The sequence below is a fragment of the Brevundimonas sp. TWP3-1-2b1 genome (genome assembly GCF_049896165.1).
GTDB classification, from domain to species: domain Bacteria; phylum Pseudomonadota; class Alphaproteobacteria; order Caulobacterales; family Caulobacteraceae; genus Brevundimonas; species Brevundimonas subvibrioides_B.
In genome coordinates this window covers 136,202-161,083 of sequence record NZ_JAFCTT010000007.1, presented here as the reverse complement: position 1 = coordinate 161,083, position 24,882 = coordinate 136,202, and the positions used below count along the sequence as shown (strand labels likewise).

The following is a 24,882-nucleotide window of genomic DNA, read 5'->3' as shown; positions in this document are numbered from 1 at the left end:
AACGCGCATGGCCGACGTCGCACTAAGCGGCATTCGCAAGAGCTTCGGCGCGACGGAGGTTCTGAAGGGTGTCGACCTGACCATCGCCGACGGCGAGTTCGTGGTCTTCGTGGGTCCGTCCGGCTGCGGAAAGTCGACCCTGCTGCGCGTCATCGCCGGTCTGGAAGAGGCCGACGCGGGCGAGGTCTCGATCGGCGGGCGGGGGGTCAACGCCCTGTCGCCGTCCGACCGGGGCATCGCCATGGTGTTCCAGTCCTACGCCCTCTATCCGCACATGAGCGTGCGCCAGAACATGGCCTTCGGTCTCAGCCTGGCGAAGACGGACAAGGCCGAGATCGAGCGCCGGGTCATGGCCGCGGCCGAAACCCTGAACATCGTCGACCTGCTGGACCGCAAGCCCAGGGCCCTGTCCGGCGGCCAGCGCCAGCGCGTCGCCATCGGCCGCGCCATCGTGCGCGAGCCCCAGGTCTTCCTGTTCGACGAGCCGCTGTCCAACCTCGACGCCGCGTTACGCGTGCGCATGCGCTACGAGTTCGCCTCCCTGCACGAGCGGCTCAGGACGACCATGATCTATGTCACCCACGACCAGGTCGAGGCCATGACCCTGGCCGACCGGATCGTGGTCCTGAACGGCGGGGTGATCGAACAGGTCGGCGCGCCGATGGAGCTCTACGAACACCCCCGCACCCGCTTCGTCGCCGAGTTCATCGGCAGCCCGAAGATGAACCTGATCCCGGCCGAGGTGGTCGACGCGTCGGCGGCAGGCGCCGTCGTGCGCACCGTCGCAGGCGAGACCATTCGCGTGAGCGTCGACGGTGCTTCGGCCAGGGCGGGTCAGTCGGTCATGCTGGGCGTGCGACCGGAGCATCTGACGCTGTCAGGCCCCGGCGACGCGATCCGGGTCAAGGCCGCCTTCGTCGAGACCCTGGGCAACGCCACCTATGCCTATGTCTCTCAGGCCGGTGCGCCCGAGACCCTGACGGTGCAACTGTCCGGCGACATCCGTCCTGCGGTCGGCGAGGCATTGACGCTGCACATCGACCCGGCGCGCGCGCACCTGTTCGACGCGAACGGAGCGGCGTTCAGGCGGCTGTGATTCCCTTCTCCCCTTGCGGAAGAAGGAAACCCGCTACTCCTTCAGCCGCCAGGTCGCACCGGTCGGACCGTCCATCACCACGACGTTCAGCGCCGTCAGCCGGTCGCGGATGCGGTCCGCCTCGGGCCAGTTCTTTTCGGCGCGTGCGGTGACCCGTTCGGCCAGCAGCCCCTCGACCTCGGCCTTCAGCGACTCGTCCGCCCCGCCTTCGAACCACTGGTCCGGGCTGGACAGGAGCACGCCCATGATCCGGCCGCAGGCGACCAGTTCGGCCTTGGCGATCCCCACCGCGTGGTGATCCCCCGCCGTCATGGCCCGCTCGATCTCGCTGGACAGGGCGAACATCGTCGCCATGGCGCCGGGCGTGTTGAGGTCGTCGCAGATGGCTTCGAGGAACTCCGGCGACGGCATGTCGCCCAGCGGCGCGATCGCCCCGGCGCGACGCAGGGCCCCGTACAGCCGGTCCAGGTTCTTGCGCGACTGATCCAGCAGCGACTGGTTCCAGTCCAGCGGCTGACGATAGTGGGCCGACAGAAGCGCCCAGCGCACCACCTCGCCCGGGATCGCCTGCACCAGGTCGTGCAGCAACAGGACGTTGCCGACCGATTTGGACATCTTCTCGGCATCGACGGTCAGGAAGCCGTTGTGCATCCAGTAACGGCTGTACTCCTCGTGCGAGGCCTCGCCATGCGCGTGACCGTGGGCGCAGACGCCCTGGGCGATCTCGTTCTCATGGTGGGGGAAGACCAGGTCGATGCCGCCGCCGTGGATGTCGATCGGCAGGCCAAGGGTCTTCTCGATCATGGCCGAGCATTCGATGTGCCAGCCTGGACGCCCCTCGCCCCACGGGCTCGGCCACGAGGGCTCATCGGCCTTGGCTGGCTTCCACAGCACGAAGTCGTGCGGGTTCTTCTTGTAAGGCGCGACCTCGACCCGGGCGCCGGCGATCATGTCGTCCAGGTTCCGCCCCGACAGCGCGCCGTAGGCCGGATAGGAGGACACGTCGAACAGCACATGGCCCTCGGCCGCATAGCCGCAGCCTGCGTCCACGATCTCGCCGATCTGTTTGATGATCGCGTCCATATGGTCGGTAACGTGGGGCGCGATGTCCGGCGGCGACACGTTGAGCAGGGCCATATCGGCCAGATAGGCGGCCTCGTAGCGGGCCGTGACCTCGCCGATCGGCACGCCCTCTTTGGCGGCCTTCTGGTTGATATTGTCGTCCACGTCGGTGACGTTGCGAGCGTAGATTACGCTCTCGGCCCCGTATTCGCGCCGCAGCAGCCGGACGAGGACGTCGAACACCACGGGCGGGCGGGCGTTGCCGATGTGGGCGTAGTCGTAAACCGTCGGACCGCAGACATAGAGAGTCACCCGTTCCGGGTCGCGCGGGACAAAAACCCGCTTCTCGCGTTTGAGGGTATCGTGAAGGAAAAGCGTCATTTTGAAGCGTTGCAGTTCGTTTTCTTGCGGGACGGTGCGCGCGTCCCATATAGCCGACTGGTCCCGGCGAACAGCCGTGGTTACGAATAGGGAGAGCGACGCGCGTCAATCCGGAACCTTCGTTCCGGCGCTACTGGTCGCTTAGAAAACACTTCATGGACGCCAACGCCTCCAGGCCGACCCTCGTCGGCAACGATCATCTGTCCCGCCCGACCCGCGAGGAGGCCCTGGCCGCCGTGCGCACCCTGATCGCATGGTCGGGTGACAATCCGGATCGGGAAGGCCTGCTGGACACGCCCAAACGGGTGGTGGACGCCTATGGCGAATGGTTCGAGGGCTATGCGGCCGATCCGGCCAAGGAGCTGAGCCGCACGTTCGAGGACGTGCAGGGCTATGACGACATGGTGCTGCTGCGCGAGATCGAGGTCGAGAGCCACTGCGAGCACCACATGGCCCCCTTCCTCGGCAAGGCCTATGTCGCCTATCTGCCGACCGAGAAGGTCGTGGGCATCTCAAAGATCGCCCGCGTGGTCGAGATCTTCTCCAAGCGTCTGCAGACGCAGGAGACCCTGACCCAGGAGATCGCCAAGGCGCTTGAGGACAACCTCAATCCCGCCGGCGTCGCTGTCCTGATCGACGCCGAGCACCAGTGCATGACGACCCGCGGCGTGCATCACCGCCATGTCTCGACCATCACAACCCGCTTCACGGGGGCCTTCAAGTCGGACCCGGCCTTGATCGAACGCTTCCTGAAGCTGGCCAAGGGCTGATCGATAAATCCTCCTTCGCCCACGGCGGAGGAGGATTTCTCCCCGTTCGGGCGAAAACCGCGCCCAAGGAACCGACTTCCTTCCGAGACCGCTTTACAAGCCTCGCGGCAGACGCCAAGAAACCGTCCGAACCGTAACGCGTCGCTCGCGCCCCGCTGGCCGAGCCTCCATGGAGAAACAACGCATGGGCTCCAAGCTCGCAGGTCCCGCCGGACAAGGTGGCAAGACCATCTCCCAGAACGCGGACATCAACGTCACGCCGTTCGTCGACATCATGCTGGTGCTGCTGATCATCTTCATGGTCGCCGCACCTCTCGCCACCGTCTCCATCCGCCTCGACCTGCCGCCGGCGACGCCGCCGACCGGCGAAGAGCCCAAGGAACCGGTCTACATTACGATCCAGGACACGGGCTCGATCTTCATCGCCGAGCAGCAGACCACGATCGAAACCCTGGCCGTGGACGTCTGCGCCGCCCTGGGCGGCGGCTCGCCGGCCTGCCAGGAGGAGCGCGTGTTCGTCCGCGCCGAGCCGGAAGTCCGCTACAACGCCTTCATGGAAGTCATGAATGACCTGCAGAAGAACGGCTTCTACAAGGTCGGCCTGCTGAACGAAGACATCGAATAGGCCTAACGCCTTTTCAAACCGATCAGGGCCGCGTCTCGCAAGGGACGCGGCCTTTTTCATCTGCGCCATCTGCGGCTGGGGTCGGAGGACGACAGCGAGGACCATCCCGACATGCTGATGGACGCCGAGCCCGCGACCTTCCACATCACCGACCACGATCGCGGCTATCCCATCGTCCTTGCCCGGCTGACGTCGGTGGATCCGGTCTGGCTCCGCAAGACGCTCGAGGCGCGCCGGCTGAAGATCGTGCCGAAGACCTACGCACACGTCGCTTGACCTGACGCGACGTCACCATGCCAGGTTCGTTTCCAAACAGGACGGACCGGCCGTGGACACCCCCGAATTAGTCACCCGCGATCTGACGGCCGAGGCGGCGGACGGCTATCGGCTGGCGCTCAGGCTGGTCGCGCCGGCGAATCCCTCCCATGCGGTGCTCGTCACCTCGGGCACCGGTTTTCCGATGGGGTTCTACGAACGGTTCGCCCGCCATCTGGCTGGGAGCGGCGCCGCGGTCCTGATCTACGACATGCGGGGGATCGGCGCGTCGCGTCCGGACGATCTCGCGGCCATGCAGATGACCTATGAGGACTGGGGTCGTCTCGACATGCCGGCCGCCCTGGACACGCTGGTCACCGCCTTTCCTGACCTGGCGGTCGCCCATGTCGGCCATAGTGTCGGCGGGCATTTCGCCGGCTTCATGCCGAACCACGCAAAGATCGAGCGCCACGCCTTCGTCGCCGTCGGCTCGGGGTACTGGGTCGACCATTTCCGCAGCTACAATCCGATCGAGATCTTCTTCTGGTGGATCTATGGCCCGTGGAGCCTGGCGCGCCACGGCTACATCAAGGGCGGCAAGCTGTGGCGCGGCGCCGACCTGCCGCGCGGAGTCTTCCTGCCCTGGCGGCGCTGGTGCCATGACCCGCTCTATTTCGCGGATCGGCTCGGCAAGGCGTTGCAGCCCAACCATTTCGCCGAGGTCACGGTGCCGATCCGGTCCTGGATCTTCACCGACGACCCCATCGCCAATCGCAAGACAGCGCCGCGACTGCTGGAGGTCTATCCGAACGCGCCCGGCGAGCTCATCGTTCGCGAACCGGCCGACTATGGCGTTGCCCGCATCGCCCACGAGGGCGCGTTCAGGCGGGGGATGGAGCCGCTTTGGGACGAGATTTCCGACTGGCTGGCCTGCCGATAGCTGGCGCTGGAGCGTCGCCCACCCATATCCAGCCTCCCGCGAACCCTGGCCGGAGCCGCCCGATGTCCGAACAATTGTCCCTGACCGTCGACGGCCACGCCATCCCCCAGCTCGGATTCGGCACCTGGCAGCTCGAGCCCGCCGACGCGCGGCGGATGGTCGCCGAGGCTCTGCGCATCGGCTATCGCCACATCGACACGGCCTGGATCTACAAGAACGAGGCCGCCGTGGGCGACGGCATCCGGGACGCGATCGAAACAGGCGTGGTCGCTCGCGAAGACATCTGGCTGACCACCAAGATCTGGGTCGAGCACTTCGAGCACGACGCCCTGCTGCGCCAGGCCGAAGAATCGGCGAACAGCTTGGGCTTTGCCCCCGACCTGCTGCTGCTCCACTGGCCCAGGACGACGCCGACCTTCGCCGAGACCCTGGGTGCCCTGAACGAGGCCAAGGCGAATGGCCTGACCCGTTCGATCGGTCTGTCGAACTTCCCCTCCGCCGAGTTCCGCCGGGCGCAAGACCTGTCGCAGGCCCGCCTGGTCACCAACCAGGTCGAGTACCATCCCTATCTGTCGCTGAAGACCCTGCGCGCCACGGCCAGCGAGCTCGGCTCCTCCATCACCGCCTGGTCGCCCCTGGCCCAGGGCAAGATCGCCGGTGATCCTGTCATCGGCGAGATCGCGCGCGCCCACGGCAAAACCAACGGCCAGGTCACTCTGCGCTGGCTGATCCAGCAGGGCGTCATCGCCATCCCGCGCACGCTGAAGCCCGAGCGCGCCGCCGAGAATTTCGACATTTGGGATTTCGAGCTCGCCGACGAGGAGATGGCCCGCATCCACGCCCTCGCCCGCCCCGACGGCCGCCTCGGCGACTGGCTCGACAAGGACTTCAAATGGGACAAGGATTGAGCCCGGACACGCCGGCATAGGCGCGCGAGGAGGCGACCCATGGGCTCTGTTCTCGGTTTCCCCGGCATCGATCCGGGTGACGCAGCAATCGGGGCCCGCCTGAAACGCTGGCGCGAACAGCGCGGCGTAGATGTCGATGCCGTCGCCGAGGCCCTGAAGATCACCCCCCAGGAAGAGCGCCGCGCCGAGGCCGGCCGCGCCCATCTGACCTCGCTCCAGATTGCCGCCGCCACCAACCGCCTGCGCTTGCCGATGTGGGCCCTGGTCTCCGACACCCCGGCCTACTGATGCTCCAGGGGATGCACGGCGCGGCGCGTGGCTGGCGCATCCTGTTCGCCCTCGTCGGCTGGGTCGGGCTCCTCGCCCAGTACGCGCTGTCGCTGGACGCGGGGACGCGGTCCGTCTTCGGCTCGACGGTCGTCTTCTTCAGCTATTTCACGGTGCTGACCAATGTGCTGGTCGCCCTGGCCCTGACCGCCCCGGCCCTGTTCCCCGACAGCCGCATCGGCCGCTGGACGGCCAGCGAAGGGGTTCGCGCCGCCGTGGCCATGTATATCGCCGTCGTCGGCCTGATCTATCACACGCTGCTGGACGCAACCTGGAACCCTCAGGGTCTGCTGGTCTACGTCAATCAGGTGCTGCACACCGTCATGCCGATCGCCTTCGTGCTCGACTGGCTGCTGTTCGTGCCCAAGGGGCGGCTCCGCTGGATCGACCCGGTGAAGTGGCTCGCCTACCCCCTGCTCTACGGCCTCTGGACGGTGATCCACGGCCAGTTGGTCGGCTGGTATCCCTACTGGTTCATCGATATCGGCGCGCTCGGCTGGGCTCGGGCGGGCGTGAACTTCACCGCCTTGCTGGCCTTCTTCCTGGTTCTCGGCCTGATCGTCGCGGCGATGGACCGCGGACTGAGCGCGCTTGGCAAGGGTGACAGTTCCGTCACGCCGTCCTAGGCAGGCGCCCTGACCGCCCAGCCGAAAGCGACCGATGGCCTACAAATCCCTGCGCGACTTCATGGCCCAGCTGGAGGCCTGCGGCGAACTGGTCCGCGTGTCCGAGCCGGTCTCGACCGTGCTGGAGATGACCGAGATCCAGACCCGGCTGCTGAGGAACGGCGGCCCGGCCGTCCTGTTCGAAAAGCCGGTCATGCCCGACGGCTCGATCAGCCCCATCCCGGCCCTGGCCAATCTGTTCGGCACGGTGAAACGCGTGGCCATGGGGGTCACGCTGGACAAGAAATCCCGGACCACCGCCGCCGAACTGCGCGAGGTCGGCGAACTGCTGGCCTTCCTCAAGAACCCCACCCCGCCGCGGGGCCTGTCCGACGCCATGGACATGCTGCCGCTGGCCCAGTCGGTGCTCGCCATGCGGCCGAAGGTGGTCAAGTCCGCGCCCGTCCAGGACATCGTCCTCAAGGGCGACCAGATCGACCTCGGCAAGCTGCCGATCCAGACCTGCTGGCCCGGTGAGCCGGCCCCCCTGATCACCTGGGGTCTGGTGGTCACCAAGGGGCCCTCGGACGACCGCGAGGACGACTTCAACCTCGGCATCTACCGCATGCAGGTATTGGGCAAGGACCGCGCCATCATGCGCTGGTTGGCCCACCGCGGCGGGGCGCAGCACTACGCCCGCCACAAAAAGGCCCGCCCGACCGAGCCCCTGCCCTGCGCCGTCGTGCTGGGGGCCGACCCCGGCACCATCCTGGCCGCCGTCACCCCCGTGCCCGACACCCTGTCGGAATACCAGTTCGCCGGCCTGATGCGCGGGGCCAAGGCCGAGCTGGTCGCCTGCAAGACCGTGCCCCTGATGGTCCCGGCCCAGGCCGAGATCGTCCTGGAGGGCCATGTGCTGCTGAACGAGCACGCCCCCGAGGGCCCCTATGGCGACCACACCGGCTACTACAACTCGGTCGAGACCTTCCCGGTGTTCCAGGTCAGCGCCATCACCATGCGCCGCGACCCCATCTATCTGACCACCTTCACCGGCCGCCCGCCGGACGAGCCCAGCGTGCTGGGCGAGGCGCTCAACGAGGTCTTCATTCCCCTGCTGCGGGCCCAGTTCCCGGAGATCACCGACTTCTGGCTGCCGCCCGAGGGCTGCTCCTACCGCATCGCCGTGGTGTCGATGAAGAAGGCCTACCCCGGCCATGCCAAACGGGTGATGCTGGGCGTCTGGAGCTATCTGCGACAGTTCATGTACACAAAATGGGTCATCGTCGTGGACGACGACATCGATGCCCGCGACTGGAAACAGGTCATGTGGGCCATGGCCACCAAGATGGACCCGGCCCGCGACATCACCCTGATCGAGAACACCCCGATCGACTATCTGGACTTCGCCAGCCCGGAGAGCGGCCTGGGCTCCAAGATCGGGCTGGATGCCACCGACAAGTGGCCGCCGGAAACGAAGCGGGAATGGGGCGAGGAAATCCGCATGGACGCCGAGGTCGTGGAGCGGGTCTCGGATATGTGGGACCGGCTCGGATTGCCGGGTGACGGAACGCCGATCTGGAAATAGCCGGGTCCCCGTCGTCGCAGGCGCCGCAATCGCTCAGCCGTTAGCCGTCAGCCGGGCCAAGCCGCCGCCTTTCAGGACCAGGCCGGGCGCCTCCAGCGTCCGGTCCACGGGGGCCTTTCCGTGCTCAAAGCGGACCGGGATCGTCGGACCTGTGATCACCGGTCTGTTCCGCTGACCGTGGCGTCGCTGCGTCACACAGGCTGCGGCTCACCCGAAATGTGTCTGCATTGCGTTTTTCGCATGACAGCGCCGCAATGCTGTGGATAGCGTCGCAGCTTCTCTTCCGGAGCGCCCCATGAAGTTCGCCGCCGTCGCACTCGCCATCGCCTTTGCTGCACCGATCGCCGTCTCCATCCCCGCGACCGCCGAGGCCCAGGTTCTGGCCGGCCGCGGCGGCGACACCCGCCGTCTTCGCGAGGCCCCCCGCCCCGCCCTCACCGCGCGCGAGGAGGACCGGCTGTTCGAGGCCGAGGAAGCCGTCTTCGCGTTGCAGTCGCAGATCGAGACGCTGGAAGCCTTGGCCGCGCCGACCCCGGAACAGATCTCCAGCATGGAAGACCTACGCGAGCGGCTCGAGGACGAACAGGGGACCATCGACCGCCTCACCCGCAAGCGCGACCGTCGCGGCTGATCGTCGAACGGGGGTGACCGCCCCCGTCGCCTTCGCTAGCGTCCCTCCTGCAAAGGTCGGGGGACTCGGTGAGCGCGTTTGAATTCTTCTTCAGCTTCTACGGCCTGCTGCTCGGCCTGTCGGTGGCCGAACTGGTCGGCGGATTCTCGCGCGTGCTGCACGAGCGTCAGCGGGTGCGCTTCGGCTGGCTGACGCCGCTGCTGGCCCTGTTCGTGGCCATGGACGTGGCGACCTTCTGGAGCCAGGCCTGGACCATCTTTCGCGGCGCGCCCTTCAACCTGGCCCTGCTGTTCGTCGGCCTCGTCGTGGCCGCCACCTTCTACGTCGCCGCCAGCGTGACCTTCCCGCGCGTGACGGCCGAAGGGGTCGAGGAGCGGATCGATCTGGACACCCATTTCTGGGCGCATCGGCGCCTGATCTTCACCTGCATCCTCGCGGCCAATCTGATCGTCGTGACCATCTTCATCTGCCTCATGCTGGCGGATGCGGGCTTCGCCTCCCTGTCCTCGCCGCGGTTATGGATCGGCTTCGCTGTCTTCAGCCTGGGGACAGCGACGGCGGCCTTCGCACCCTGGCGTCGCGTCGCCGTCGGCGCCCTGATCGTCCTGGTCGCCTACAGCATGTTCAATGTGGCGCGGTCAGGCGTGGCCCTGATCGCGGCCGGCGGATGGTCGCTGCCGACCGGATGACGGCTTGCCAGAAACGACCTCGGAGCAGATGAAACGACCCATGCGCACCGTCCTCATCCTGACCGCCCTCGCGGTCCTCGCGTCGAGTCCCGCCATGTCCCAGTCACGACCCAATACCGCCCCCTGGGACCAGCCCTTCCTGCCGCCCGCCCTGGCGTGGGACGGCGCCAGCCGGGCGCTGATCGCCGAGGCCTCCAACCCCTGGATCACCGATTTCGAGCGCGATCCGGCGCACAACTTGAGCCCCGGCTACGCAGCCACCCGCGCCTGGTTCGACCGGCTGGACGCGGCGTCCGACCTGATTCGCATCGAACAGTTCGGCGTCTCGCCGGAGGGCCGGCCGATCTACGCCGTGATCGCCTCCAGAGACGGCGCGACCCTCGATCCGTCGAAGCCCGTCCTGCTGGCCCAGGCCGGCATCCATCCCGGAGAGATCGACGGCAAGGACGCGGGCATGATGCTGCTGCGCGACATCGCCTTCGGGGCAAAGGGCGACCTGCTCGACCGCGCCAACCTGGTCCTGATCCCCATCCTGTCGGTCGACGGCCACGAGCGCGCCTCACCCTACAGCCGCCCGAACCAGCGCGGGCCCCGCATCCAGGGCTGGCGCAACACGGGCACCAACCAGAACCTCAACCGCGACTTCCTGAAGCTGGACCAGCCGGAGATGCGGGCCCTGCGGACCTTCATCAACGCGGTGAGACCCGACCTCTATCTCGACATCCACGTCACCGACGGGATGGATTACCAGTACGACGTCACCTACGGGTTCAACGGCGAGTTCGACGCCTTCAGTCGCTCGCCCTCCAGCGCCCGCTGGCTCGACACCGTGTTCAAGCCCGCCATGAACGCCGCGCTCGAGGACCAGGGCCATATCCCCGGCCCGCTGGTCTTCGGCATCGACGACCAGAACCCGCGCGCCGGCCTGAACGACGGCGGTCTGGGCGAACGGTTTTCGAACGGCTGGGGCGACGCGGCCCACGTCCCGACCATCCTGATCGAGAACCACAGTCTGAAGCCTTACGAGCAGCGTGTCCTGGGGACCTACGTCTTCCTCGAGGCCAGCCTGCGCCTGCTCGCCGACAACGTCACGCCCCTGCGGACCGCCATCGCCGCCGACCGCGCGCTGCGTCCCGCCGAGGTCCTGGCGAACTTCGAATCCGACCCGGTTCCGCACCAGACCCGCGCGTTCAAGGGCGTGCTCTACGAAACCTGGGACAGCCCGGCCTCCGGTCGCCAGGAGGTTCGCTGGCTGGGCCGCCCGGACCCCGAGTTGTGGCAGCTGCCCTACTACGGCTCACGCCCCGGCATCCGCCTGCATCGCCCGACGGCCTACTGGGTCCCTGCCTATCGCACCGACCTGATCGAGCGGCTGCGTATCCACGGCCTGACCATGGAGACGCTCAACGCGCCTCGCACCGTATCGGTCGAGATGCTGCACCTCGACAACCCGATCCTCGCGCCCCGACCCAACGAAGGCCATGTCCAGGCGACCGTCACCGAGGTCACGCCCGAGCGTCGCGACTGGACCTTCGCCCCCGGCTCGGTCCGGGTGCCGACGGACCAGCCGCTGGGCGACATCGCCGTCCTGCTGCTGGAGCCCCAGTCGAGCGAGAGCTTCTTCGCCTGGGGCCTCTTCCCGGAAATCCTCAGTCGCGTCGAATATATCGAGGGCTACGCCATCGCGCCCCTGGCCGAGGCCATGATCGCCGCCGATCCGGCGCTGAAGGCAGAGTTCGAGGCCAAGGTCGCCGCCGAGCCCGCCTTCGCCGCCAATGGCGACGCCAGATTGGCGTGGTTCTACGAGCGAACCCCGTTCTATGATGACCGCTACCGACTCTATCCGGTCGGACGGGAGGACTAGAAGCCATGCCTGATATGACCGCCGCACAAGCCGCCGCTCTCTGGAGCGGCCTGATGATCCTGTTGCTCGTGATCCTGTCAGTTCAGGTGATCATGGCGCGTCAGAAGCATCGGGTGGTTCTTGGCGACGGCGGCAATCCGGCTGTAGCCCTCGCCTGCCGGGTCTTCGGCAACGCAGCCGAATACATTCCGGTCGGGATCGGAGCGCTCGCCCTCCTGACACTGCTCGGCCTGCCGGCCTACGCCGTCCACGCCGTTGGCGGAGCCCTGTTCCTGGGCCGACTGCTGCACGCCACGGGCCTTGCCGCCGACAAACCTACACCCGGCCGTCTCGCGGGCATGGTGCTTACCTTCCTGTCCCTGATCACGGCGGCCGGAATGCTGATCGTCCACGCCTTCATTCACGGCCAGCCCTTCTAGGCCCGTTGCGGGGGCGGTCCGGGTTCGCCATATCGGGCCATGCCTGACAGCCTTTCCGCTACCGACCTCCTCCGAGACGTCGTCGCCGCCGCCCTTCGGGCCGGGGCCGACGCCGCCGAGGCCGCCACCGCCGAACGCGCCTCCCTCTCCGTCGGCGTCCGCAACGGCGCCCTCGAGGATGTGGAGCGCGAGGAGAGCCGCGACCTGGGCCTGCGGGTCTTCATCGGCCGGCGTCAGGCGACCGTCTCTGCCTCGGACCTCAGCGCCGCGACTCGCGCCCGCCTGATAGAGCGCGCCGTCGCCATGGCCCGGCTGGCCCCGGAAGACCCCTGGGCCGCCCTTGTCCCCGTCGCCGGACTGGCCCGAGGCCCCTTCCCGGACCTGCAGCTGTCGGATCCGTCAGAGCGCACCGCCGCCGAACTGGAACAGGTCGCCCGTGAAGCCGAGGCCGTCGCCCTCGCCGTCCCCGGCGTCTCCAGGTCCGAAGGCGGCCACGCCAGCACGGCTTCCAGCCGCTGGCGCCTGGTCACCTCCGAAGGTTTCGACGGCGCCTATGCCGCGACCGGTTTCTCGCTCGGCGTCGGTGTCATCGCCGAGAAGGACGGAGCCATGGAGCGCGGCGGCGAGAGCCGTTCCACCCGCTGGCTCGCCGACCTGCCCGGCCCCGACGGCATCGGCGCCGAGGCCGGCCGCCGTGCGGTCGAGAAGATCGGCCCGCGCAAGATCGCCTCGACCACCGCACCGGTGATCTTCGAGCGCCGCGTCGCCGCCCAGGTGTTGTCGCCCCTGCTGGGCGCCATCTCCGGCCCCTCGATCGCGCGCGGCCAGTCCTTCCTGAAGGACCGGATGGGCGAACAGGTTCTGCCCAGGGGCCTCAGCCTGATCGACGACCCGTTCCGCATCCGGGGCATGGCCTCCACCCCGTTCGACGACGAAGGCTCGCCGGTCGAGCGCCGCAACCTGGTCGACGACGGCGTCCTGACCACCTGGCTGCTGAACTCATCGGCAGCCGCCCAACTGGGCCTGAAGACCACCGGTCACGCCTCAAGAGGCCTCGTCGGCCCGGCGGGCGTGCAGACCCACAACCTGCACCTCAGCCCTGGCGACGTCGACCTGCAGGGTCTGATGGGCCAGGCGGGGGCCGGTCTGGTCGTCACCAGCATGTTCGGCCCGTCGCTGAACGCGAATACCGGCGACTGGTCCGCCGGGGTGTCCGGCTACTGGTTCGAGAACGGCGAGCGGGCCTATCCGGTCAGCGAGATCACCGTCGCGGGCAACCTCGCCGACCTCTGGATGCGCCTTGTGCCCGGATCGGACCTGGAGTTCCGCGGCGGATTCAACAGTCCGTCGCTGCTCATCGACGGCGTCGCCATCGCCGGCAAATGATCGATCTCGCCGCCGATCTCGCCCTGATCCTCGACGCCGCGCGCGCCGCCGGCGCCCTTGCCGAGGCCGAGCGCGATCGCGGCCTGAAGATCACCCACAAGGACGGCGGCTCCCCGGTCACCAACGCCGACCTCGCCGTCGATGACATGCTGAAGGCGACCCTTCGGGCCGCCCGCCCTGACTACGGCTGGCTGTCGGAAGAGACCGTCGACACGGCCGACCGCCTGTCGCGCCGCCGCCTGTTCGTCGTCGACCCCATCGACGGTACCGTCGCCTTCATGAAGAACCAGCCCTGGTGGTGCGTGCCCATCGCCGTGGTCGAGGACGGCCGGCCCGTCGCCGCCGTCATCCATGTCCCCGCAACCGGCGAGACCTATGAGGCGACACTGGACAGCGGCGCCCGCCTCAACGGCCGCTCCATCTCGGCCTCCGACGTCGATGCTCTGGACGACGCCGCCGTCCTCGCCGACGCCCGGCTGATGGAGGGCCCGCACTGGCCCGAGCCGTGGCCGCCGATGCGCTACGAGAAGCGAAACGCCCTGGCCTACCGCATGGCTCTGGTCGCCTCCGGGGCCTTCGACGCGGCCATCGCCCTGACGCCCAAATGGGACTGGGACGTCTGCGCCGGGGCCCTCATCGCCGCCGAGGCCGGGGCGAGGGTCTCGGATCACCACGGCCAGCCGTGGCTGTTCAACCGCCCGGACCCGCGCCAGGCCAGCCTCGTCTGCTCCGCGCCGGCCCTGCACCCGTTGATCCTGCGGCGCACAACGCCTATCCCGCTGGCGACCTGATCCCCGCCCCTCCCGGACACGACCCATGACCGACGCCCCCAACGCCGCCGACCCCCAACTGCTTCACCTCGTGATCGGCGGAGAGCTGCGCCACCTCGACGCCCCGGTCTTCCGCGACCTGTCCAAGGTCGAGTTCGTCGGCGCCTTTCCGAACTATGCCGAGGCCAAGGCCGCGTGGAAGGCCCGGGCCCAGGCCACCGTCGACAACGCCCACATGCGCTTCTTCATCCTGCACGCGCACCGCATGATCGACCCGCGCGGCGAGGCCTGATCGTCGCACCGGGAACCGCAGCCGGGACGCGAGCGCTCTAACCGGATAGGTTGGCGTCAACCGAGGAGCGCTCACATGATCCCGACCCTGATCGTTCTGACCCTGCTGGCGCTGGGCGTAGGCATCGTCGCCTTCGCCACGCGTCGTCCGACGACCCGGGAGGACATCGTCGTCGACCAGGACACCGCCTGGAACGATCCCGTCACCCCCGCCAACGCCGTCCCGGTAGAGGCCGATCCATTCGCCAATGCCCCGGCGCCGACGCCGCCCGTGACCGTCGAACCGGCCCCGGCCGACGCCATTCCTGCGGAGCGCCCATCGTGAGCCTGTTCGGCACAACGCTCGACGGGGCCCAGATCGCCGCCCTCGTCGGCCTCCTGGCCACCCTGGCCCTGTGGCTGATCGTGCTCGGCCGTGAGCGCGGCTACGCCCGCTGGTTCCGCCAGTGGGAGTCCGACCGCAAGGCCCGGCTCGACGCGGAAAACGGCGTCACGCCCGAACAGAAGCGCAAGCCGACCGGTCCCTGGGGCTAGGGCGGGGAGGCCGGGGTTACTCCCGCTTCAGCAGCTTTTCGGTCAGCAGGGTGCCCCACCAGTTGGCGCGGAACACCCTGCGCATCGCCGCGGGGTCATAGGCGTCGGACTCGACCCATTCCATGAAACCCACCCCCGTCGGTTCGACCTCGTTCACATAGGCCTCGAGGAAGTGGTCCAGCACGCCGGTCAGCCCCTCGCGGCTGTGCAGGTATTTCTTCGACAGCTCGCTCATCGCCTTCGAGATCGGCTCGCCCAGATGGAAGTGGCGATAGAAGACCGCCATCAGCCCGGCCCGATCCGCCCCGGACTTGCAGTGGATCAGCACCGGGTATTCGATGCTCCGGAACAGGTCCCGCGCGCGGCGGACCCGGTCCTTGCCCGGCGGATCGCGCGAATCGAGCGGCGCATCGATCAGCGTCAGGCCCAGCCGCTCGCACGCCGCCTTCTCCAGCCAGTAGTAGCCCTCGTCCCGCTCGCCGCGCAGGTTGATGACGGTCCTGATCCCCCGCTTCGCCCAGCCCTCCAGCTGGCGAGGCGACGGCTGGTTGGTCCGCACGAGATCGGGCCCCAGCCAGTGAGCGTTCGAAAACGCCAGACGCAGGAAGGCGTGGTCGTTCCAGAAGAAGTCCCGCTCCGCCGCCTTGCGACCGGCCTCCGTGCTCACATCAAATCGGCTCATCGCGTCAGACATAGTGGGGGCGACAGCGCGCGTCATCCCGTGCATCGTTCTGCCGTAGCATCGCCGACCTGGCGTCGCGCCTGATCGGTGAACCCATGATCCTGTCCCGCCTTATCCCGACCCCGCTGGTCGCGCTCGCCCTGATGGCCTGCAGCGCCGAGCCGGCTGCCGAGCCTGCTCCCGCCGCGACGGCCGCCGATGCGGCTGCGCCTGTGGCCGCAGCGGCGGCCGTCCAGGCCTCGCCGGTCACCGACCCGGCGGTGGACCGGGCGGTTCAGGCGGCCGAAGGCGACGGCGAAACCCTGACCTACGTCGCGCGCGGCATCGGCGACGGGGACGACCGCATCACCCTCGTCTATCTGTTCCCCAGCCACTGCGGCAACGCGGGCTGCACCCTGCTGGTCTATGGCGGGGAAGGCGACAACCTGGTTCCGCTCGGCCGCACAACCATCGTGGAGACCCCGATCCGGGTCCTGTCGACCTCCAGCAACGGCCGCCCGGACCTGGGCGTGATGACCGGCGAGGGCGAGGCCCTGCTGGCCTTCGACGGCCAGACCTATCCCGCCAACCCGACCGTGGCGCCCGCCCGGATCGTCACCGACGCTCAGGGCACGGCGATGATCACCGACGCCGACCTGCCGCCGCCCGCCGACTGATCCCTTGACTTGCGCGGCAGGTCGTCCGACCTCGGGCGGATGACTTCGCCCGTTCCGACCGTTCCGCAGGAGGACGCCGCCTCGCGTCCCCTGATCGGCCGCATCTGGCGCGACTACCTGTCTCGCCGCAAAGGCGTGCTGGTGCTGTCGATGATCTGCGCCGCGATCGCGGGCGTCAGCACGCCCATCGTGCTGCAACTGATCCAGCCGGCCATCGACGGCATGTTCCTGGGCCAACCGGTCAAGGTGGCGGGCCTGTTCGTGGTCCCGCCCCAGCACGCCCTGACCGTCATCCCAGCCATCATCATCTGTGTTTCCTTGATCGGAACGGCAGCCTCCCTGGCCCAGGCCGCACTCGTCAATCGCCTGGGGCACGGCATCGTCGGTGACATCCAGGTGCGGCTGTTCGGCTCGATGATCCGCGCCGACCTTGCCCGTCTGCGCAGTCAGCATTCCGGAGCCTTCGTTTCCAGCGTCCTGTTCGACGCCAACCTGGTGCGGGAGGCCTTCACCAGCGGCGTGGTCAACTACACCCAGCACGGCCTGACCCTGATCGCGGTGCTGATCTTCATGGCCTGGTCGGACTGGCGGCTGACGGCCATCGTCCTGCTCGGCGCGCCGCTGATCGCCTTTGTCATCCAGCGTTTCGGCAAGCGGATGCGCAAGGCCACGACCGGTGCCATGGTCGAGACCGAGAACCTCTCCACCGCCCTGATGGAGAACCTCGACGGCGTCCGTCTGATCAAGATCGAGAACCGCGAGGCGGCCGAGGAGGCGCGGGTGGCCGAGGTCGTCGGCCGTCGTCAGCGCCACGTCATCAAGTCCGCCGATGCCAGAGCCTTCGCCGGCCCCTTCTCCAACCTCGTCGCCATGTTGGTCGTCGCCGCCGTCATGGCCTACGCCGGCTGGCAGGCGCGCAACGACCAGATGACGGTCGGCGCCTTCGCGGCCTATGTCGGCCTCCTCATGGCGGCCGGCCAATCCCTGCGTCAGGTGACCAATCTGCAGACCGTTGTCGCCGAAGGCCTGACCGCCGCGCGTCGCCTGTTCGGCGCCCTGGACATCGCCCCGGAGATCCGCGAGGCCGCTTCGCCCAAGGCCCTGCCGCCCGGCCCCGCGACGATCGCCTTCGACGAGGTGTCGTTCAGCTACGGCGCCGCCTCGCCCACCATCACGGAGGTCTCCCTGATCGTCGCGCCGGGAGAGACCGTCGCCCTGGTCGGTCCGTCCGGCGGCGGCAAGTCGACCCTGCTCAGCCTGCTGCCGCGCTTCTATGACGTGACCTCGGGCAAGGTGACGATCAACGGCGCCGACCTGCGCGCGCTCAGCCTGCCGGACCTGCGCGCCCGCATCGCCCTGGTGACCCAGGAACCCTTCCTGTTCGACGACACGATCGCCGCCAACATCGCCTACGCGCGGCCCGACGCCACGCCTGACCAGATCGCAGAGGCCGCCAGGTCCGCCGCCGCCCACGACTTCATCACCGCCCTGCCCCAAGGATACCAGACCCGCGCCGGCGAAGGCGGCATGCGGCTGTCGGGCGGCCAGCGTCAGCGCATCGCCATCGCCCGCGCCTTCCTCAAGGACGCGCCCATCCTGTTGCTCGACGAAGCCACCTCGGCCCTCGACACCGAGAGCGAAGCCCTGGTTCAGGCTGCGCTGGAACGGCTCATGGCAGGGCGATCAACATTGATGATCGCTCACAGACTGTCCACGGTCCGGCATGCGACGCGCATCGTGGTGCTGGAGGCCGGTCGCATCGTCGAGAGCGGCACCCACGCGAGCCTCGTCAGGAAGGGCGGACTCTACAGCCGGCTGGCGAAACAGCAGTCGCTCGACGGGACCCCTGCCGTCGCCACGGTCGCGTGACGTGAGGCCGCTCCGCAATCCCCTCATCCAGACCATCCTGTCGTTCGTGCTCGCCGGCTGGATGAAGTTCTGCTTCGCCACGATCCGCTGGACCTGGGAGGGCCGCGAACATGCCGAAAAGGTCTGGGCCGACGGCGGCGGCGTCATCTGCGTCTTCTGGCATTCGCGCATTGGTCTCAGTCCGGCGTGCTGGCCGCTCGACCTGGCTCAACCCGCCAAGGCCCTGATTTCACTCAGCCCGGACGGCCAGTTCATCGCCAAGGCCGTGGCCTTGCAAGGCTTCCCGGCGGTGCGCGGCTCCTCCGCCAACAAGGACAAGGCTGACGCGGCCAAGGGTGGCTCCCGCGCGCTCCGCGACGGCCTGAAACAGCTCAAGGTCGGCGCTCTGGCCATCACTCCCGACGGCCCGCGCGGCCCGGTCCGGGTCATGGCCGAGGGCCTGCCCCTGATGGCGCGGATGTCCGGCGCCCCAGCCCTGTTCATCGGCATGAGCTGCAATCCGGCCATCCGCCTGAACAGCTGGGATCGCGCCATCCTGCCCCTGCCCTTCGGTCGCGGCGCCATCGTCTATGACATTGCCCGTTACCCCGAGGGCGCCGAACTCTCTGACGTCACCGGTCCCTGGGCGGAAAGGCTGACCGCCGTAGAGGCCCGCGCCGACGCCATCACCGGGCTGGAGCGGCTGTGACCCTCGCTCTGCTCGCCTACCGCCTGCTGACCCGCATGCTGGAACCCCTGGCCCCGCGCCTGCTCGACGCCCGCGTCAAACAGGGCAAGGAAGACGCCGTCCGCGTCGACGAACGCCTCGGCGTTCCTGGCGTATCCCGCCCCGACGGCGACCTGGTCTGGCTGCACGGCGTCAGCGTCGGCGAGACCCTGTCGCTGTTGCCCGTCGTCGAGCGGATCGTGAAGGCCCGCCCCGACCTGACCGTCCTCGTCACCTCCGGCACGGTGACCTCGGCGGAGTTGCTGGCCCGCCGCCTGCCTCCCGGCGTGATCCACCAGTTCGCGCCCGTGGACGTCCCCGGCGGGGTCGCCGCCTTCCTCGACCACTGGCGGCCCTCAGTTGGCGTCTTGGTCGAGTCCGAGCTCTGGCCCAACCTGATCCTCGCCGCCCGCGACCGGAAGATTTCGCTGGTCCTCGTCAGCGCCCGCATCACCGAAAAGACCGCCGCCGGCTGGGCCCGTTTCCCGAAATCGGCTCACGCGCTCCTGTCCGCCTTCTCCCTCGTCATGCCCCAGGACGATGTTTCCGCCGCCCGGTTGCACAGCCTGGGCGCCCGCGTCGACGGCCAGGTGAATCTGAAGCTTTCCGGCGCCGCCCTGCCCCATGACGCCTCGGCCTTCACCGCGCTCAGCGCCGCCATCGGCGACCGGCCCGTGATCGTCGCCGCCTCGACCCACGAGGGCGAGGAGATCGCCATCGTTCGCGCCATCGACCACATCGCCGAGCGCCTGTGCCTGATCCTCGTACCCCGCCACCCCGAGCGCGGACCCGAGATCGCCACCGCCCTGACCCGCGACGGCTACCGCTTCGCCCTGCGATCGCGGGGCGCCCAGCCGAACGCCGAGACGGACATCTATGTCGCCGACACCCTGGGCGAGCTCGGCCTGTTCCTGCGCCTCGCCGATGTCGTGGTCATGGGCGGTTCATTCGGCTCCTTTCTCGGGCGCGAGCCCTGGGGCGGGCACAATCCGCTGGAGCCCGCGCGTCTGGCCAAGGCCTCGGTCGCCGGTCCCGACGCCTCCAACTGGCAGGCCGTCACCGCCGATCTCGTCGCCGCCCGAGGCCTTGAACTCGTCGCCACGCCCGGTGACCTGCCCGGCGTCGTCGCGCCCTTGCTGAACGATCCCGCCGCCGCCCGGGCCATGGGTGAGCGCGCGCGCCGGGCCGCCGCCGATGTCGGCGCCGGTCTCGACCGCCTTTGGGAGGCGCTTCAGCCGCTTCTGCCGCCATCGTCCCGGCCGCGCCGATGAAGCTTTCCACCCCTCGCTGGTGGTATCAGCGCCACGGCCGCCACGGCCGCGTCGCCCGCACCCTGCTGAAGCCCGTTTCGTGGGTATGGGCCGCAGCCACCGCCCGCCGCATCGCCCGCGCCACGCCCGTCGATGCCGGCGTCCCCGTCATCTCGATCGGCAACCTCACCGTCGGCGGCTCCGGCAAGACCCCGGTCGCCCGCGAAGTCCTGCGCCTGGTTCGTCGGCAGGGCGTCGACGCCCACGCCCTGTCACGCGGCTATGGCGGCAAGCTGGCCGGCCCGCTCCGCGTTGATCCCGCGACCCACACCGCCGCCGACGTCGGCGACGAGCCCCTGATGCTGTCCGGCGACGCCCCCGCCTGGATCTCCGCCGACCGCGTCACCGGCGCCCGCGCGGCGGTCGCGGCCGGCGCCCGGGCCCTCGTCCTCGACGATGCTCACCAGAACCCGACCCTGAAGAAGACCCTCAGCCTGATCGTCGTCGACGGCGAAACGCGCGAGGACGAGTGGCCCTTCGGCGATGGCTCGGTCTTCCCCTCAGGTCCGATGCGGGAACCGCTGGCCGCCGGTCTCGCCCGCGCCGACGCGGTCGTCGTCCTGCTGCCCGCAGACAGCCCGCCCGCCGATCCTGAACTGCTGGCCGTGTTCGGAGCCCTGCCGACCTTCATCGCCCGGCTTGAGCCCGGCTGTGCGCCGCCACCCGGCCCCCAGGTCGGGTTTGCGGGCATCGCCAAGCCGTGGAAGGTCGAACGCGCCCTGATCGCCGCCGGGTGCGAGCTCGTCGACTTCGCGCCGTTCCCGGACCATGCGGAATACCGGCCGGAAGATCTCGCCTTCCTCGCCGACCGCGCCGCCGTCTTCGACGCCGGTCTGGTCACGACCGAAAAAGACTGGGTCCGCCTGCCTCCCGACTGGCGGACCCGTGTGGTCTCATGGCCTGTCGCCGCCCGGTTCGAGGACGAGGCGGCGTTCTCGGGGTTCCTGAGCGAACATTCCTCCCCCTATGGGGGAGGGGGACCACAAAGTGGTGGAGGGGGTTAGCCCCGGACGCCGTGTTTGCGGCGGCCCCCCTCCGTCACGGCGCGAAGAGGCGCCACGCCACCTCCCCCTTCGGGGGAGGATTTACTCGTCGCGGTAAACCACCCCGCCCTTCATCACGAAGGCCATATGCTCCAGCGTCGTGACGTCGGTCAGGGGATCACCCTCGACCGCCACGATGTCCGCCGGACGGCCCGGCGCGATCAGCCCGGCCTGGTCGGCGATCCTCAGATGCTCGGCCGCCACCACCGTCGCCGCCTGGATGGCTTCCAGCGGTGTCATCCCCGCCTGCACCAGAAGCGCGAACTCCTGCGCATTGTCTCCATGCGCCGAAACCCCCGTGTCGGTGCCGAAGGCGATGCGGACGCCGCCGTCATGCGCGCGCCGCGCCATGTCCAGCATCTTCGGCCCGGCCTCCAGCGCTTTCGCCGTCTGGGCCGGGGTGAAGAAGTTGGTCGGACTCGCCGCCACCCGCGCCACGAAGTCGCCGGCCAGCAGCGTCGGCACCAGATAGACGCCTTCGCGTCGGAACAGCCGGATCGACTCGTCGTCCAGATAGGTGCCGTGCTCGATCGAATCGCCCCCGGCGCGCAGGAAGGCGTTGATCCCGTCCGCACCGTGCGCGTGCGCCGTCACCTGGCGCCCCATCCGGTGCGCCACCTCGACGATGGCGGCCAGTTCTGCGTCGGTGAACTGCTGGGCCAGACCCGCCGCCGTGTTGGACAGAACCCCGCCGGTGGCGGTGATCTTGATGATATCGGCGCCCGACCGCACCTGGGTCCGCACGGCCCTCATGCAGTCCTCCGGTCCCGAGCAGACGCTCTCGGACGACAGCAGGTGCATGATGTCGTCGCGATAGCCGTTGATGTCGCCATGGCCGCCGTGGATCGACACCGACGACCCGGAGGCGATGACTCGCGGTCCCGGCACGTCGCCGCGCCGGATTCCGTCCCTCAACGCGAAGACCGCGTCGTTGTCGCCGCCCAGATCCGCCACGGTGGTGAACCCGGCCATCAGGGTCTTCCGCGCGAAGCCCGCCCCGATCATGGCGCTGTCCGCCGCGTCGCGCGTCACCGCGTCCAGCCGCCCGGTCGGGCTCTGCTGAGAGGTCAGGTGCACATGGCTGTCGATCAGGCCCGGCAGGACGAAGGAATCGCGCAGATTGACGACGTTCGGACCCTCGCCGACGAAGCCGTCGCGGATTTCCGTGATCTGGTTCCCTACGATCACGAGAGTTTTATCGCGCAGCACAACACCGCTCTCGGGGTCCGCCAGGAGCCGCCCCGCCTCGACGAACGTCGTTTCCCCGTTCGCGGGAAAAGCCTGTGAGGCGGGGCTCTGCTGCGCCTGCGAAGGCCCTGCGAGCGCAAAAACGGCGGCGACCGCCAGTGCGACGAACTTCATAAACCTCTCCCTGATACTGTGCGTCACCATACGCGTCGGTGGATTTCGGCCAAGGCTCAGGTTGAACCCGGCGGCGTATTTGTGAAACAAGCCATGACTTCGGCATAACCGCTACGAAGGGCGTCGCATGCGGCTATCGAGACGGGGATTGATTCTGGGTGGTTCGGCGATGCTCGCCGGCTGCGCCACCGCACCCGTCGCGCAGATGCCGATCGTCCTGGCCGCCGCCCCGCCGCCGCCGCCCCTCCCGCCCATTCCGCAGATCACCCCGCCGCCGCTGGATCCCGGTCGTCTGGTCCGCCCCGAGTTGATGAGCCGGGCCATGGCCGCCCTGGACGTGCATAGCCACAGGATCACCCTGCGCGACCGCATGTATCTGGTCGACTTCCAGAAATTCTCCGGCGACGCTCGCATGTTCGAGGTCGATCTGATCGGCGGCCGCGTCACCGCCTTCCGCACCTGCCACGGCCGCGGCTCGGACCCTGAGCACTCCGGCTTCGCCCGGACCTTCTCCAACACGCCGGAAAGCTACATGTCCTCGGTCGGCGCCTACGCCACCGCCGGCGCGGGTTGGGGCGCCCAGCAGGGCCCGAACGTCCTGCTCGACGGGCTTGAGTATTCGAACAACATGGCCCGCGACCGCGCCATCATCGTTCACGGCGCCGACTATGCGGATCCGGAGTTCCTGGCCCGCGAAGGCAAGCTGGGCCGCAGCTACGGCTGCTTCTCCACCGCCCACACCGACCTGCCGATGCTGCGCGAGCGCATGGGCGAGGGCCGACTGCTGTTCGCCTACGCCTAGAGGCTACTCGCGCTCCAGCGCACGCCAGCCGATGTCGGTCCTGCAGAACCCGCCCGGCCAGTCGATCCTGCGCACCGCCGCATAGGCCCGCTCGCGCGCTTCGGCGATGTCGTCGCCCTCGGCGCAGACGCTCAGCACGCGCCCGCCGGACGCCACCAGGGTGCCGTCCTCGCGACGCAGGGTGCCCGCGTGGAAGACCTGCACGTGGGGGCCGAAGTCCTGTTCCGCGCCCCGGATGATCGAGCCCTCCAGAGGGCTGTCGGGATAGCCCTTGGCGGCCATGACCACGCAGATCACGGTCTGCGGCTTGAACTCCGGCTCCGGCAGGCGCGACACGTCACCGCGCGCGCAGGCCAGCAGATAGGGGACGATGTCCCCCGCCATCCGCATCATCAGGACCTGGCATTCCGGGTCGCCGAAGCGGGCGTTGAACTCGACAACCTTGGGACCTTCATCGGTCGACATCAGCCCGACATAGAGCACGCCCTTGTAGGGCGCGCCCTCGGCCGCCATGGCGTTCAGCGTCGGCTGCACGATCCGGCGGTCGGCGGTCATCACCATCGCCTCGTCGAACACCGGCGCCGGCGAATAGGCGCCCATGCCGCCCGTGTTGGGCCCCAGATCCCCGTCGAAGGCCCGCTTGTGATCCTGGGCCCCGCCGAACAGGACGGCGCGCTTGCCGTCGCACAGGGCGAACAGGGATCCCTCCTCGCCCTCCATGAACTCCTCGATCACGACGCGAGACCCGGCCGAGCCGAATCGCCCGCCCAGCATCCGCTCGATCTCCGCCTCGGCGTCGCGGCGGTCGGGGCTGATCGCCACCCCCTTGCCCGCGGCCAGGCCGTCCGCCTTGATGACATAGGGGGGTTTGAACACCGACAACGCAGCCTTGGCGTCCTTGACCCGGTCATAGACGCCGTAATGCGCCGTCGGGATCTCGTGCCGCTCAAGGAAGGCCTTGGAGAAGGCCTTGGAGGTCTCCAGCTGCGCCGCCTTGGCGCTGGGTCCGAAGCAGGGGATGCCGGCCGCGTTCAGCAGGTCCGCGAGACCGGCCGCGAGGGCGACTTCCGGCCCGACGACCACAAGACCGACCTTCAGCTCACGCGCCAGCCGGGCCAGGCCCTCGGCGTCGTCGGCGCGGATGTCCGGCACGCATTCGGCGACCTTGCCGATGCCGGGATTTCCGGGTGCGCAGAACAGGCGGTCGACCAGCGGCGATTGCCGCATTTTCCAGGCCAGGGCGTGCTCGCGCCCTCCCGATCCGACCAGCAGGATATCCATGCGCGCGGAATGGCCGCGCGGGCCCCTCTGGTC

The 24,882-nt window shown here is 68.8% G+C and carries 28 protein-coding genes; 24 read left to right on the top strand and 4 right to left on the bottom strand.

Features of this window, described 5'->3' with window-relative positions:
• The first annotated feature begins 7 nt into the window (after nucleotides 1-7).
• A complete protein-coding gene (locus tag ACP7AB_RS08890; protein WP_425990065.1) occupies nucleotides 8-1,096 on the top strand; it encodes an ABC transporter ATP-binding protein in 1,089 nt (362 codons plus the stop codon).
• A gap of 33 nt (nucleotides 1,097-1,129) precedes the next feature.
• On the opposite strand, the gene cysS is transcribed toward ACP7AB_RS08890, so the two are convergent.
• Nucleotides 1,130-2,539, bottom strand: coding sequence for a cysteine--tRNA ligase (gene cysS / locus ACP7AB_RS08885; protein WP_425990063.1), 1,410 nt, complete (start codon nucleotides 2,537-2,539; stop codon nucleotides 1,130-1,132).
• 155 nt (nucleotides 2,540-2,694) lie between these two features.
• Between cysS and folE the strand changes: the two genes are divergently transcribed.
• The 17 genes from folE (at nucleotide 2,695) to ACP7AB_RS08800 (ending at nucleotide 15,138) form a co-directional block, all read left to right on the top strand.
• Nucleotides 2,695-3,309: a GTP cyclohydrolase I FolE gene (gene folE, locus ACP7AB_RS08880; protein ID WP_303694410.1), complete on the top strand. Its 615-nt coding sequence runs from the start codon at nucleotides 2,695-2,697 to the stop codon at nucleotides 3,307-3,309.
• A 184-nt stretch (nucleotides 3,310-3,493) separates the two neighbouring features.
• Nucleotides 3,494-3,934 carry a biopolymer transporter ExbD gene (locus ACP7AB_RS08875; protein WP_425990061.1) on the top strand — a complete coding sequence of 147 codons (441 nt, stop codon included), beginning with the start codon at nucleotides 3,494-3,496 and terminating at the stop codon, nucleotides 3,932-3,934.
• Between the two features lie 111 nt (nucleotides 3,935-4,045).
• Nucleotides 4,046-4,210, top strand: coding sequence for a hypothetical protein (locus ACP7AB_RS08870; protein WP_425990059.1), 165 nt, complete (start codon nucleotides 4,046-4,048; stop codon nucleotides 4,208-4,210).
• 52 nt (nucleotides 4,211-4,262) lie between these two features.
• Nucleotides 4,263-5,129: an alpha/beta fold hydrolase gene (locus tag ACP7AB_RS08865; protein ID WP_425990058.1), complete on the top strand. Its 867-nt coding sequence runs from the start codon at nucleotides 4,263-4,265 to the stop codon at nucleotides 5,127-5,129.
• Between the two features lie 62 nt (nucleotides 5,130-5,191).
• Complete coding sequence (locus ACP7AB_RS08860; RefSeq protein ID WP_425990056.1) at nucleotides 5,192-6,037, top strand: aldo/keto reductase; 846 nt, start codon at nucleotides 5,192-5,194, stop codon at nucleotides 6,035-6,037.
• 39 nt (nucleotides 6,038-6,076) lie between these two features.
• Entirely contained in the window at nucleotides 6,077-6,325 is a 249-nt protein-coding gene (locus ACP7AB_RS08855; protein WP_425990055.1) for a helix-turn-helix domain-containing protein, read from the top strand.
• Nucleotides 6,325-6,990 carry a Pr6Pr family membrane protein gene (locus ACP7AB_RS08850; RefSeq protein ID WP_425990054.1) on the top strand — a complete coding sequence of 222 codons (666 nt, stop codon included), beginning with the start codon at nucleotides 6,325-6,327 and terminating at the stop codon, nucleotides 6,988-6,990. The genes ACP7AB_RS08855 and ACP7AB_RS08850 overlap by 1 nt, the downstream gene beginning before the upstream one ends.
• A 34-nt stretch (nucleotides 6,991-7,024) precedes the next feature.
• On the top strand, nucleotides 7,025-8,554 hold the full coding sequence (locus ACP7AB_RS08845) for a UbiD family decarboxylase (RefSeq protein WP_425990053.1): 1,530 nt from the start codon (nucleotides 7,025-7,027) through the stop codon (nucleotides 8,552-8,554).
• A 295-nt stretch (nucleotides 8,555-8,849) separates the two neighbouring features.
• The gene (locus ACP7AB_RS08840) at nucleotides 8,850-9,185 is read left to right on the top strand and encodes a hypothetical protein (RefSeq protein WP_425990052.1); all 336 of its coding nucleotides are present in this window, start codon (nucleotides 8,850-8,852) and stop codon (nucleotides 9,183-9,185) included.
• A 68-nt stretch (nucleotides 9,186-9,253) separates the two neighbouring features.
• Nucleotides 9,254-9,874 (top strand): hypothetical protein, encoded by a 621-nt coding sequence (locus ACP7AB_RS08835; protein WP_425990051.1) that lies wholly within the window; start codon nucleotides 9,254-9,256, stop codon nucleotides 9,872-9,874.
• Nucleotides 9,875-9,914: 40 nt separating this feature from the next.
• Complete coding sequence (locus ACP7AB_RS08830; protein WP_425990050.1) at nucleotides 9,915-11,738, top strand: M14 family metallopeptidase; 1,824 nt, start codon at nucleotides 9,915-9,917, stop codon at nucleotides 11,736-11,738.
• 5 nt (nucleotides 11,739-11,743) lie between these two features.
• Nucleotides 11,744-12,157 (top strand): MAPEG family protein, encoded by a 414-nt coding sequence (locus ACP7AB_RS08825; RefSeq protein ID WP_425990049.1) that lies wholly within the window; start codon nucleotides 11,744-11,746, stop codon nucleotides 12,155-12,157.
• A 39-nt stretch (nucleotides 12,158-12,196) separates the two neighbouring features.
• Complete coding sequence (locus ACP7AB_RS08820; protein WP_425990048.1) at nucleotides 12,197-13,543, top strand: TldD/PmbA family protein; 1,347 nt, start codon at nucleotides 12,197-12,199, stop codon at nucleotides 13,541-13,543.
• Nucleotides 13,540-14,334 carry a 3'(2'),5'-bisphosphate nucleotidase CysQ gene (locus tag ACP7AB_RS08815; RefSeq protein ID WP_425990047.1) on the top strand — a complete coding sequence of 265 codons (795 nt, stop codon included), beginning with the start codon at nucleotides 13,540-13,542 and terminating at the stop codon, nucleotides 14,332-14,334. Before ACP7AB_RS08820 ends, ACP7AB_RS08815 begins: the two co-directional genes overlap by 4 nt.
• Nucleotides 14,335-14,359: 25 nt before the next feature.
• A complete protein-coding gene (locus ACP7AB_RS08810; RefSeq protein WP_425990045.1) occupies nucleotides 14,360-14,605 on the top strand; it encodes a DUF4170 domain-containing protein in 246 nt (81 codons plus the stop codon).
• 75 nt (nucleotides 14,606-14,680) lie between these two features.
• Nucleotides 14,681-14,929 carry a hypothetical protein gene (locus ACP7AB_RS08805; RefSeq protein ID WP_425990043.1) on the top strand — a complete coding sequence of 83 codons (249 nt, stop codon included), beginning with the start codon at nucleotides 14,681-14,683 and terminating at the stop codon, nucleotides 14,927-14,929.
• Nucleotides 14,926-15,138 carry a hypothetical protein gene (locus ACP7AB_RS08800; protein ID WP_425990041.1) on the top strand — a complete coding sequence of 71 codons (213 nt, stop codon included), beginning with the start codon at nucleotides 14,926-14,928 and terminating at the stop codon, nucleotides 15,136-15,138. The genes ACP7AB_RS08805 and ACP7AB_RS08800 overlap by 4 nt, the downstream gene beginning before the upstream one ends.
• Before the next feature lie 16 nt (nucleotides 15,139-15,154).
• Here the strand turns inward: ACP7AB_RS08800 and ACP7AB_RS08795 are convergent, their stop codons facing one another.
• Nucleotides 15,155-15,820 carry a fused DSP-PTPase phosphatase/NAD kinase-like protein gene (locus ACP7AB_RS08795; RefSeq protein ID WP_425990039.1) on the bottom strand — a complete coding sequence of 222 codons (666 nt, stop codon included), beginning with the start codon at nucleotides 15,818-15,820 and terminating at the stop codon, nucleotides 15,155-15,157.
• Between the two features lie 95 nt (nucleotides 15,821-15,915).
• Here ACP7AB_RS08795 and ACP7AB_RS08790 point away from each other — a divergent pair, with 95 nt between their 5' ends.
• From ACP7AB_RS08790 to lpxK, 5 genes are read left to right on the top strand one after another with little or no spacing between them, the layout of a single operon-like run.
• Nucleotides 15,916-16,476: a hypothetical protein gene (locus tag ACP7AB_RS08790; RefSeq protein ID WP_425990038.1), complete on the top strand. Its 561-nt coding sequence runs from the start codon at nucleotides 15,916-15,918 to the stop codon at nucleotides 16,474-16,476.
• A gap of 39 nt (nucleotides 16,477-16,515) precedes the next feature.
• The gene (locus ACP7AB_RS08785; protein WP_425990036.1) at nucleotides 16,516-18,345 is read left to right on the top strand and encodes an ABC transporter ATP-binding protein; all 1,830 of its coding nucleotides are present in this window, start codon (nucleotides 16,516-16,518) and stop codon (nucleotides 18,343-18,345) included.
• A gap of 1 nt (nucleotide 18,346) precedes the next feature.
• On the top strand, nucleotides 18,347-19,033 hold the full coding sequence (locus ACP7AB_RS08780) for a lysophospholipid acyltransferase family protein (protein WP_425990034.1): 687 nt from the start codon (nucleotides 18,347-18,349) through the stop codon (nucleotides 19,031-19,033).
• Complete coding sequence (locus ACP7AB_RS08775; RefSeq protein WP_425990032.1) at nucleotides 19,030-20,322, top strand: 3-deoxy-D-manno-octulosonic acid transferase; 1,293 nt, start codon at nucleotides 19,030-19,032, stop codon at nucleotides 20,320-20,322. The genes ACP7AB_RS08780 and ACP7AB_RS08775 overlap by 4 nt, the downstream gene beginning before the upstream one ends.
• Complete coding sequence (gene lpxK / locus ACP7AB_RS08770; RefSeq protein ID WP_425990030.1) at nucleotides 20,319-21,365, top strand: tetraacyldisaccharide 4'-kinase; 1,047 nt, start codon at nucleotides 20,319-20,321, stop codon at nucleotides 21,363-21,365. Before ACP7AB_RS08775 ends, lpxK begins: the two co-directional genes overlap by 4 nt.
• A gap of 81 nt (nucleotides 21,366-21,446) precedes the next feature.
• Here the strand turns inward: lpxK and ACP7AB_RS08765 are convergent, their stop codons facing one another.
• On the bottom strand, nucleotides 21,447-22,766 hold the full coding sequence (locus ACP7AB_RS08765; protein ID WP_425990028.1) for an amidohydrolase family protein: 1,320 nt from the start codon (nucleotides 22,764-22,766) through the stop codon (nucleotides 21,447-21,449).
• Nucleotides 22,767-22,893: 127 nt separating this feature from the next.
• Here ACP7AB_RS08765 and ACP7AB_RS08760 point away from each other — a divergent pair, with 127 nt between their 5' ends.
• Nucleotides 22,894-23,568 (top strand): murein L,D-transpeptidase catalytic domain-containing protein, encoded by a 675-nt coding sequence (locus tag ACP7AB_RS08760; RefSeq protein WP_425990026.1) that lies wholly within the window; start codon nucleotides 22,894-22,896, stop codon nucleotides 23,566-23,568.
• Between the two features lie 3 nt (nucleotides 23,569-23,571).
• On the opposite strand, the gene purD is transcribed toward ACP7AB_RS08760, so the two are convergent.
• Nucleotides 23,572-24,849, bottom strand: a complete 1,278-nt coding sequence (gene purD / locus ACP7AB_RS08755; RefSeq protein WP_425990024.1) for a phosphoribosylamine--glycine ligase — start codon at nucleotides 24,847-24,849, stop codon at nucleotides 23,572-23,574.
• Nucleotides 24,850-24,882 lie beyond the last annotated feature (33 nt).

What these genes read in the sequence shown, in the direction of transcription:
- ACP7AB_RS08890 (WP_425990065.1), top strand. Translation starts at nt 8, where the DNA reads ATGGCCGACGTCGCACTAAGCGGCATTCGCAAGAGCTTCGGCGCGACG.
- cysS (WP_425990063.1), bottom strand. Translation starts at nt 2,539, where the DNA reads ATGACGCTTTTCCTTCACGATACCCTCAAACGCGAGAAGCGGGTTTTT.
- folE (WP_303694410.1), top strand. Translation starts at nt 2,695, where the DNA reads ATGGACGCCAACGCCTCCAGGCCGACCCTCGTCGGCAACGATCATCTG.
- ACP7AB_RS08875 (WP_425990061.1), top strand. Translation starts at nt 3,494, where the DNA reads ATGGGCTCCAAGCTCGCAGGTCCCGCCGGACAAGGTGGCAAGACCATC.
- ACP7AB_RS08870 (WP_425990059.1), top strand. Translation starts at nt 4,046, where the DNA reads ATGCTGATGGACGCCGAGCCCGCGACCTTCCACATCACCGACCACGAT.
- ACP7AB_RS08860 (WP_425990056.1), top strand. Translation starts at nt 5,192, where the DNA reads ATGTCCGAACAATTGTCCCTGACCGTCGACGGCCACGCCATCCCCCAG.
- ACP7AB_RS08855 (WP_425990055.1), top strand. Translation starts at nt 6,077, where the DNA reads ATGGGCTCTGTTCTCGGTTTCCCCGGCATCGATCCGGGTGACGCAGCA.
- ACP7AB_RS08850 (WP_425990054.1), top strand. Translation starts at nt 6,325, where the DNA reads ATGCTCCAGGGGATGCACGGCGCGGCGCGTGGCTGGCGCATCCTGTTC.
- ACP7AB_RS08845 (WP_425990053.1), top strand. Translation starts at nt 7,025, where the DNA reads ATGGCCTACAAATCCCTGCGCGACTTCATGGCCCAGCTGGAGGCCTGC.
- ACP7AB_RS08840 (WP_425990052.1), top strand. Translation starts at nt 8,850, where the DNA reads ATGAAGTTCGCCGCCGTCGCACTCGCCATCGCCTTTGCTGCACCGATC.
- ACP7AB_RS08830 (WP_425990050.1), top strand. Translation starts at nt 9,915, where the DNA reads ATGCGCACCGTCCTCATCCTGACCGCCCTCGCGGTCCTCGCGTCGAGT.
- ACP7AB_RS08825 (WP_425990049.1), top strand. Translation starts at nt 11,744, where the DNA reads ATGCCTGATATGACCGCCGCACAAGCCGCCGCTCTCTGGAGCGGCCTG.
- ACP7AB_RS08820 (WP_425990048.1), top strand. Translation starts at nt 12,197, where the DNA reads ATGCCTGACAGCCTTTCCGCTACCGACCTCCTCCGAGACGTCGTCGCC.
- ACP7AB_RS08815 (WP_425990047.1), top strand. Translation starts at nt 13,540, where the DNA reads ATGATCGATCTCGCCGCCGATCTCGCCCTGATCCTCGACGCCGCGCGC.
- ACP7AB_RS08810 (WP_425990045.1), top strand. Translation starts at nt 14,360, where the DNA reads ATGACCGACGCCCCCAACGCCGCCGACCCCCAACTGCTTCACCTCGTG.
- ACP7AB_RS08805 (WP_425990043.1), top strand. Translation starts at nt 14,681, where the DNA reads ATGATCCCGACCCTGATCGTTCTGACCCTGCTGGCGCTGGGCGTAGGC.
- ACP7AB_RS08795 (WP_425990039.1), bottom strand. Translation starts at nt 15,820, where the DNA reads ATGAGCCGATTTGATGTGAGCACGGAGGCCGGTCGCAAGGCGGCGGAG.
- ACP7AB_RS08790 (WP_425990038.1), top strand. Translation starts at nt 15,916, where the DNA reads ATGATCCTGTCCCGCCTTATCCCGACCCCGCTGGTCGCGCTCGCCCTG.
- ACP7AB_RS08785 (WP_425990036.1), top strand. Translation starts at nt 16,516, where the DNA reads ATGACTTCGCCCGTTCCGACCGTTCCGCAGGAGGACGCCGCCTCGCGT.
- lpxK (WP_425990030.1), top strand. Translation starts at nt 20,319, where the DNA reads ATGAAGCTTTCCACCCCTCGCTGGTGGTATCAGCGCCACGGCCGCCAC.
- ACP7AB_RS08765 (WP_425990028.1), bottom strand. Translation starts at nt 22,766, where the DNA reads ATGAAGTTCGTCGCACTGGCGGTCGCCGCCGTTTTTGCGCTCGCAGGG.
- ACP7AB_RS08760 (WP_425990026.1), top strand. Translation starts at nt 22,894, where the DNA reads ATGCGGCTATCGAGACGGGGATTGATTCTGGGTGGTTCGGCGATGCTC.
- purD (WP_425990024.1), bottom strand. Translation starts at nt 24,849, where the DNA reads ATGGATATCCTGCTGGTCGGATCGGGAGGGCGCGAGCACGCCCTGGCC.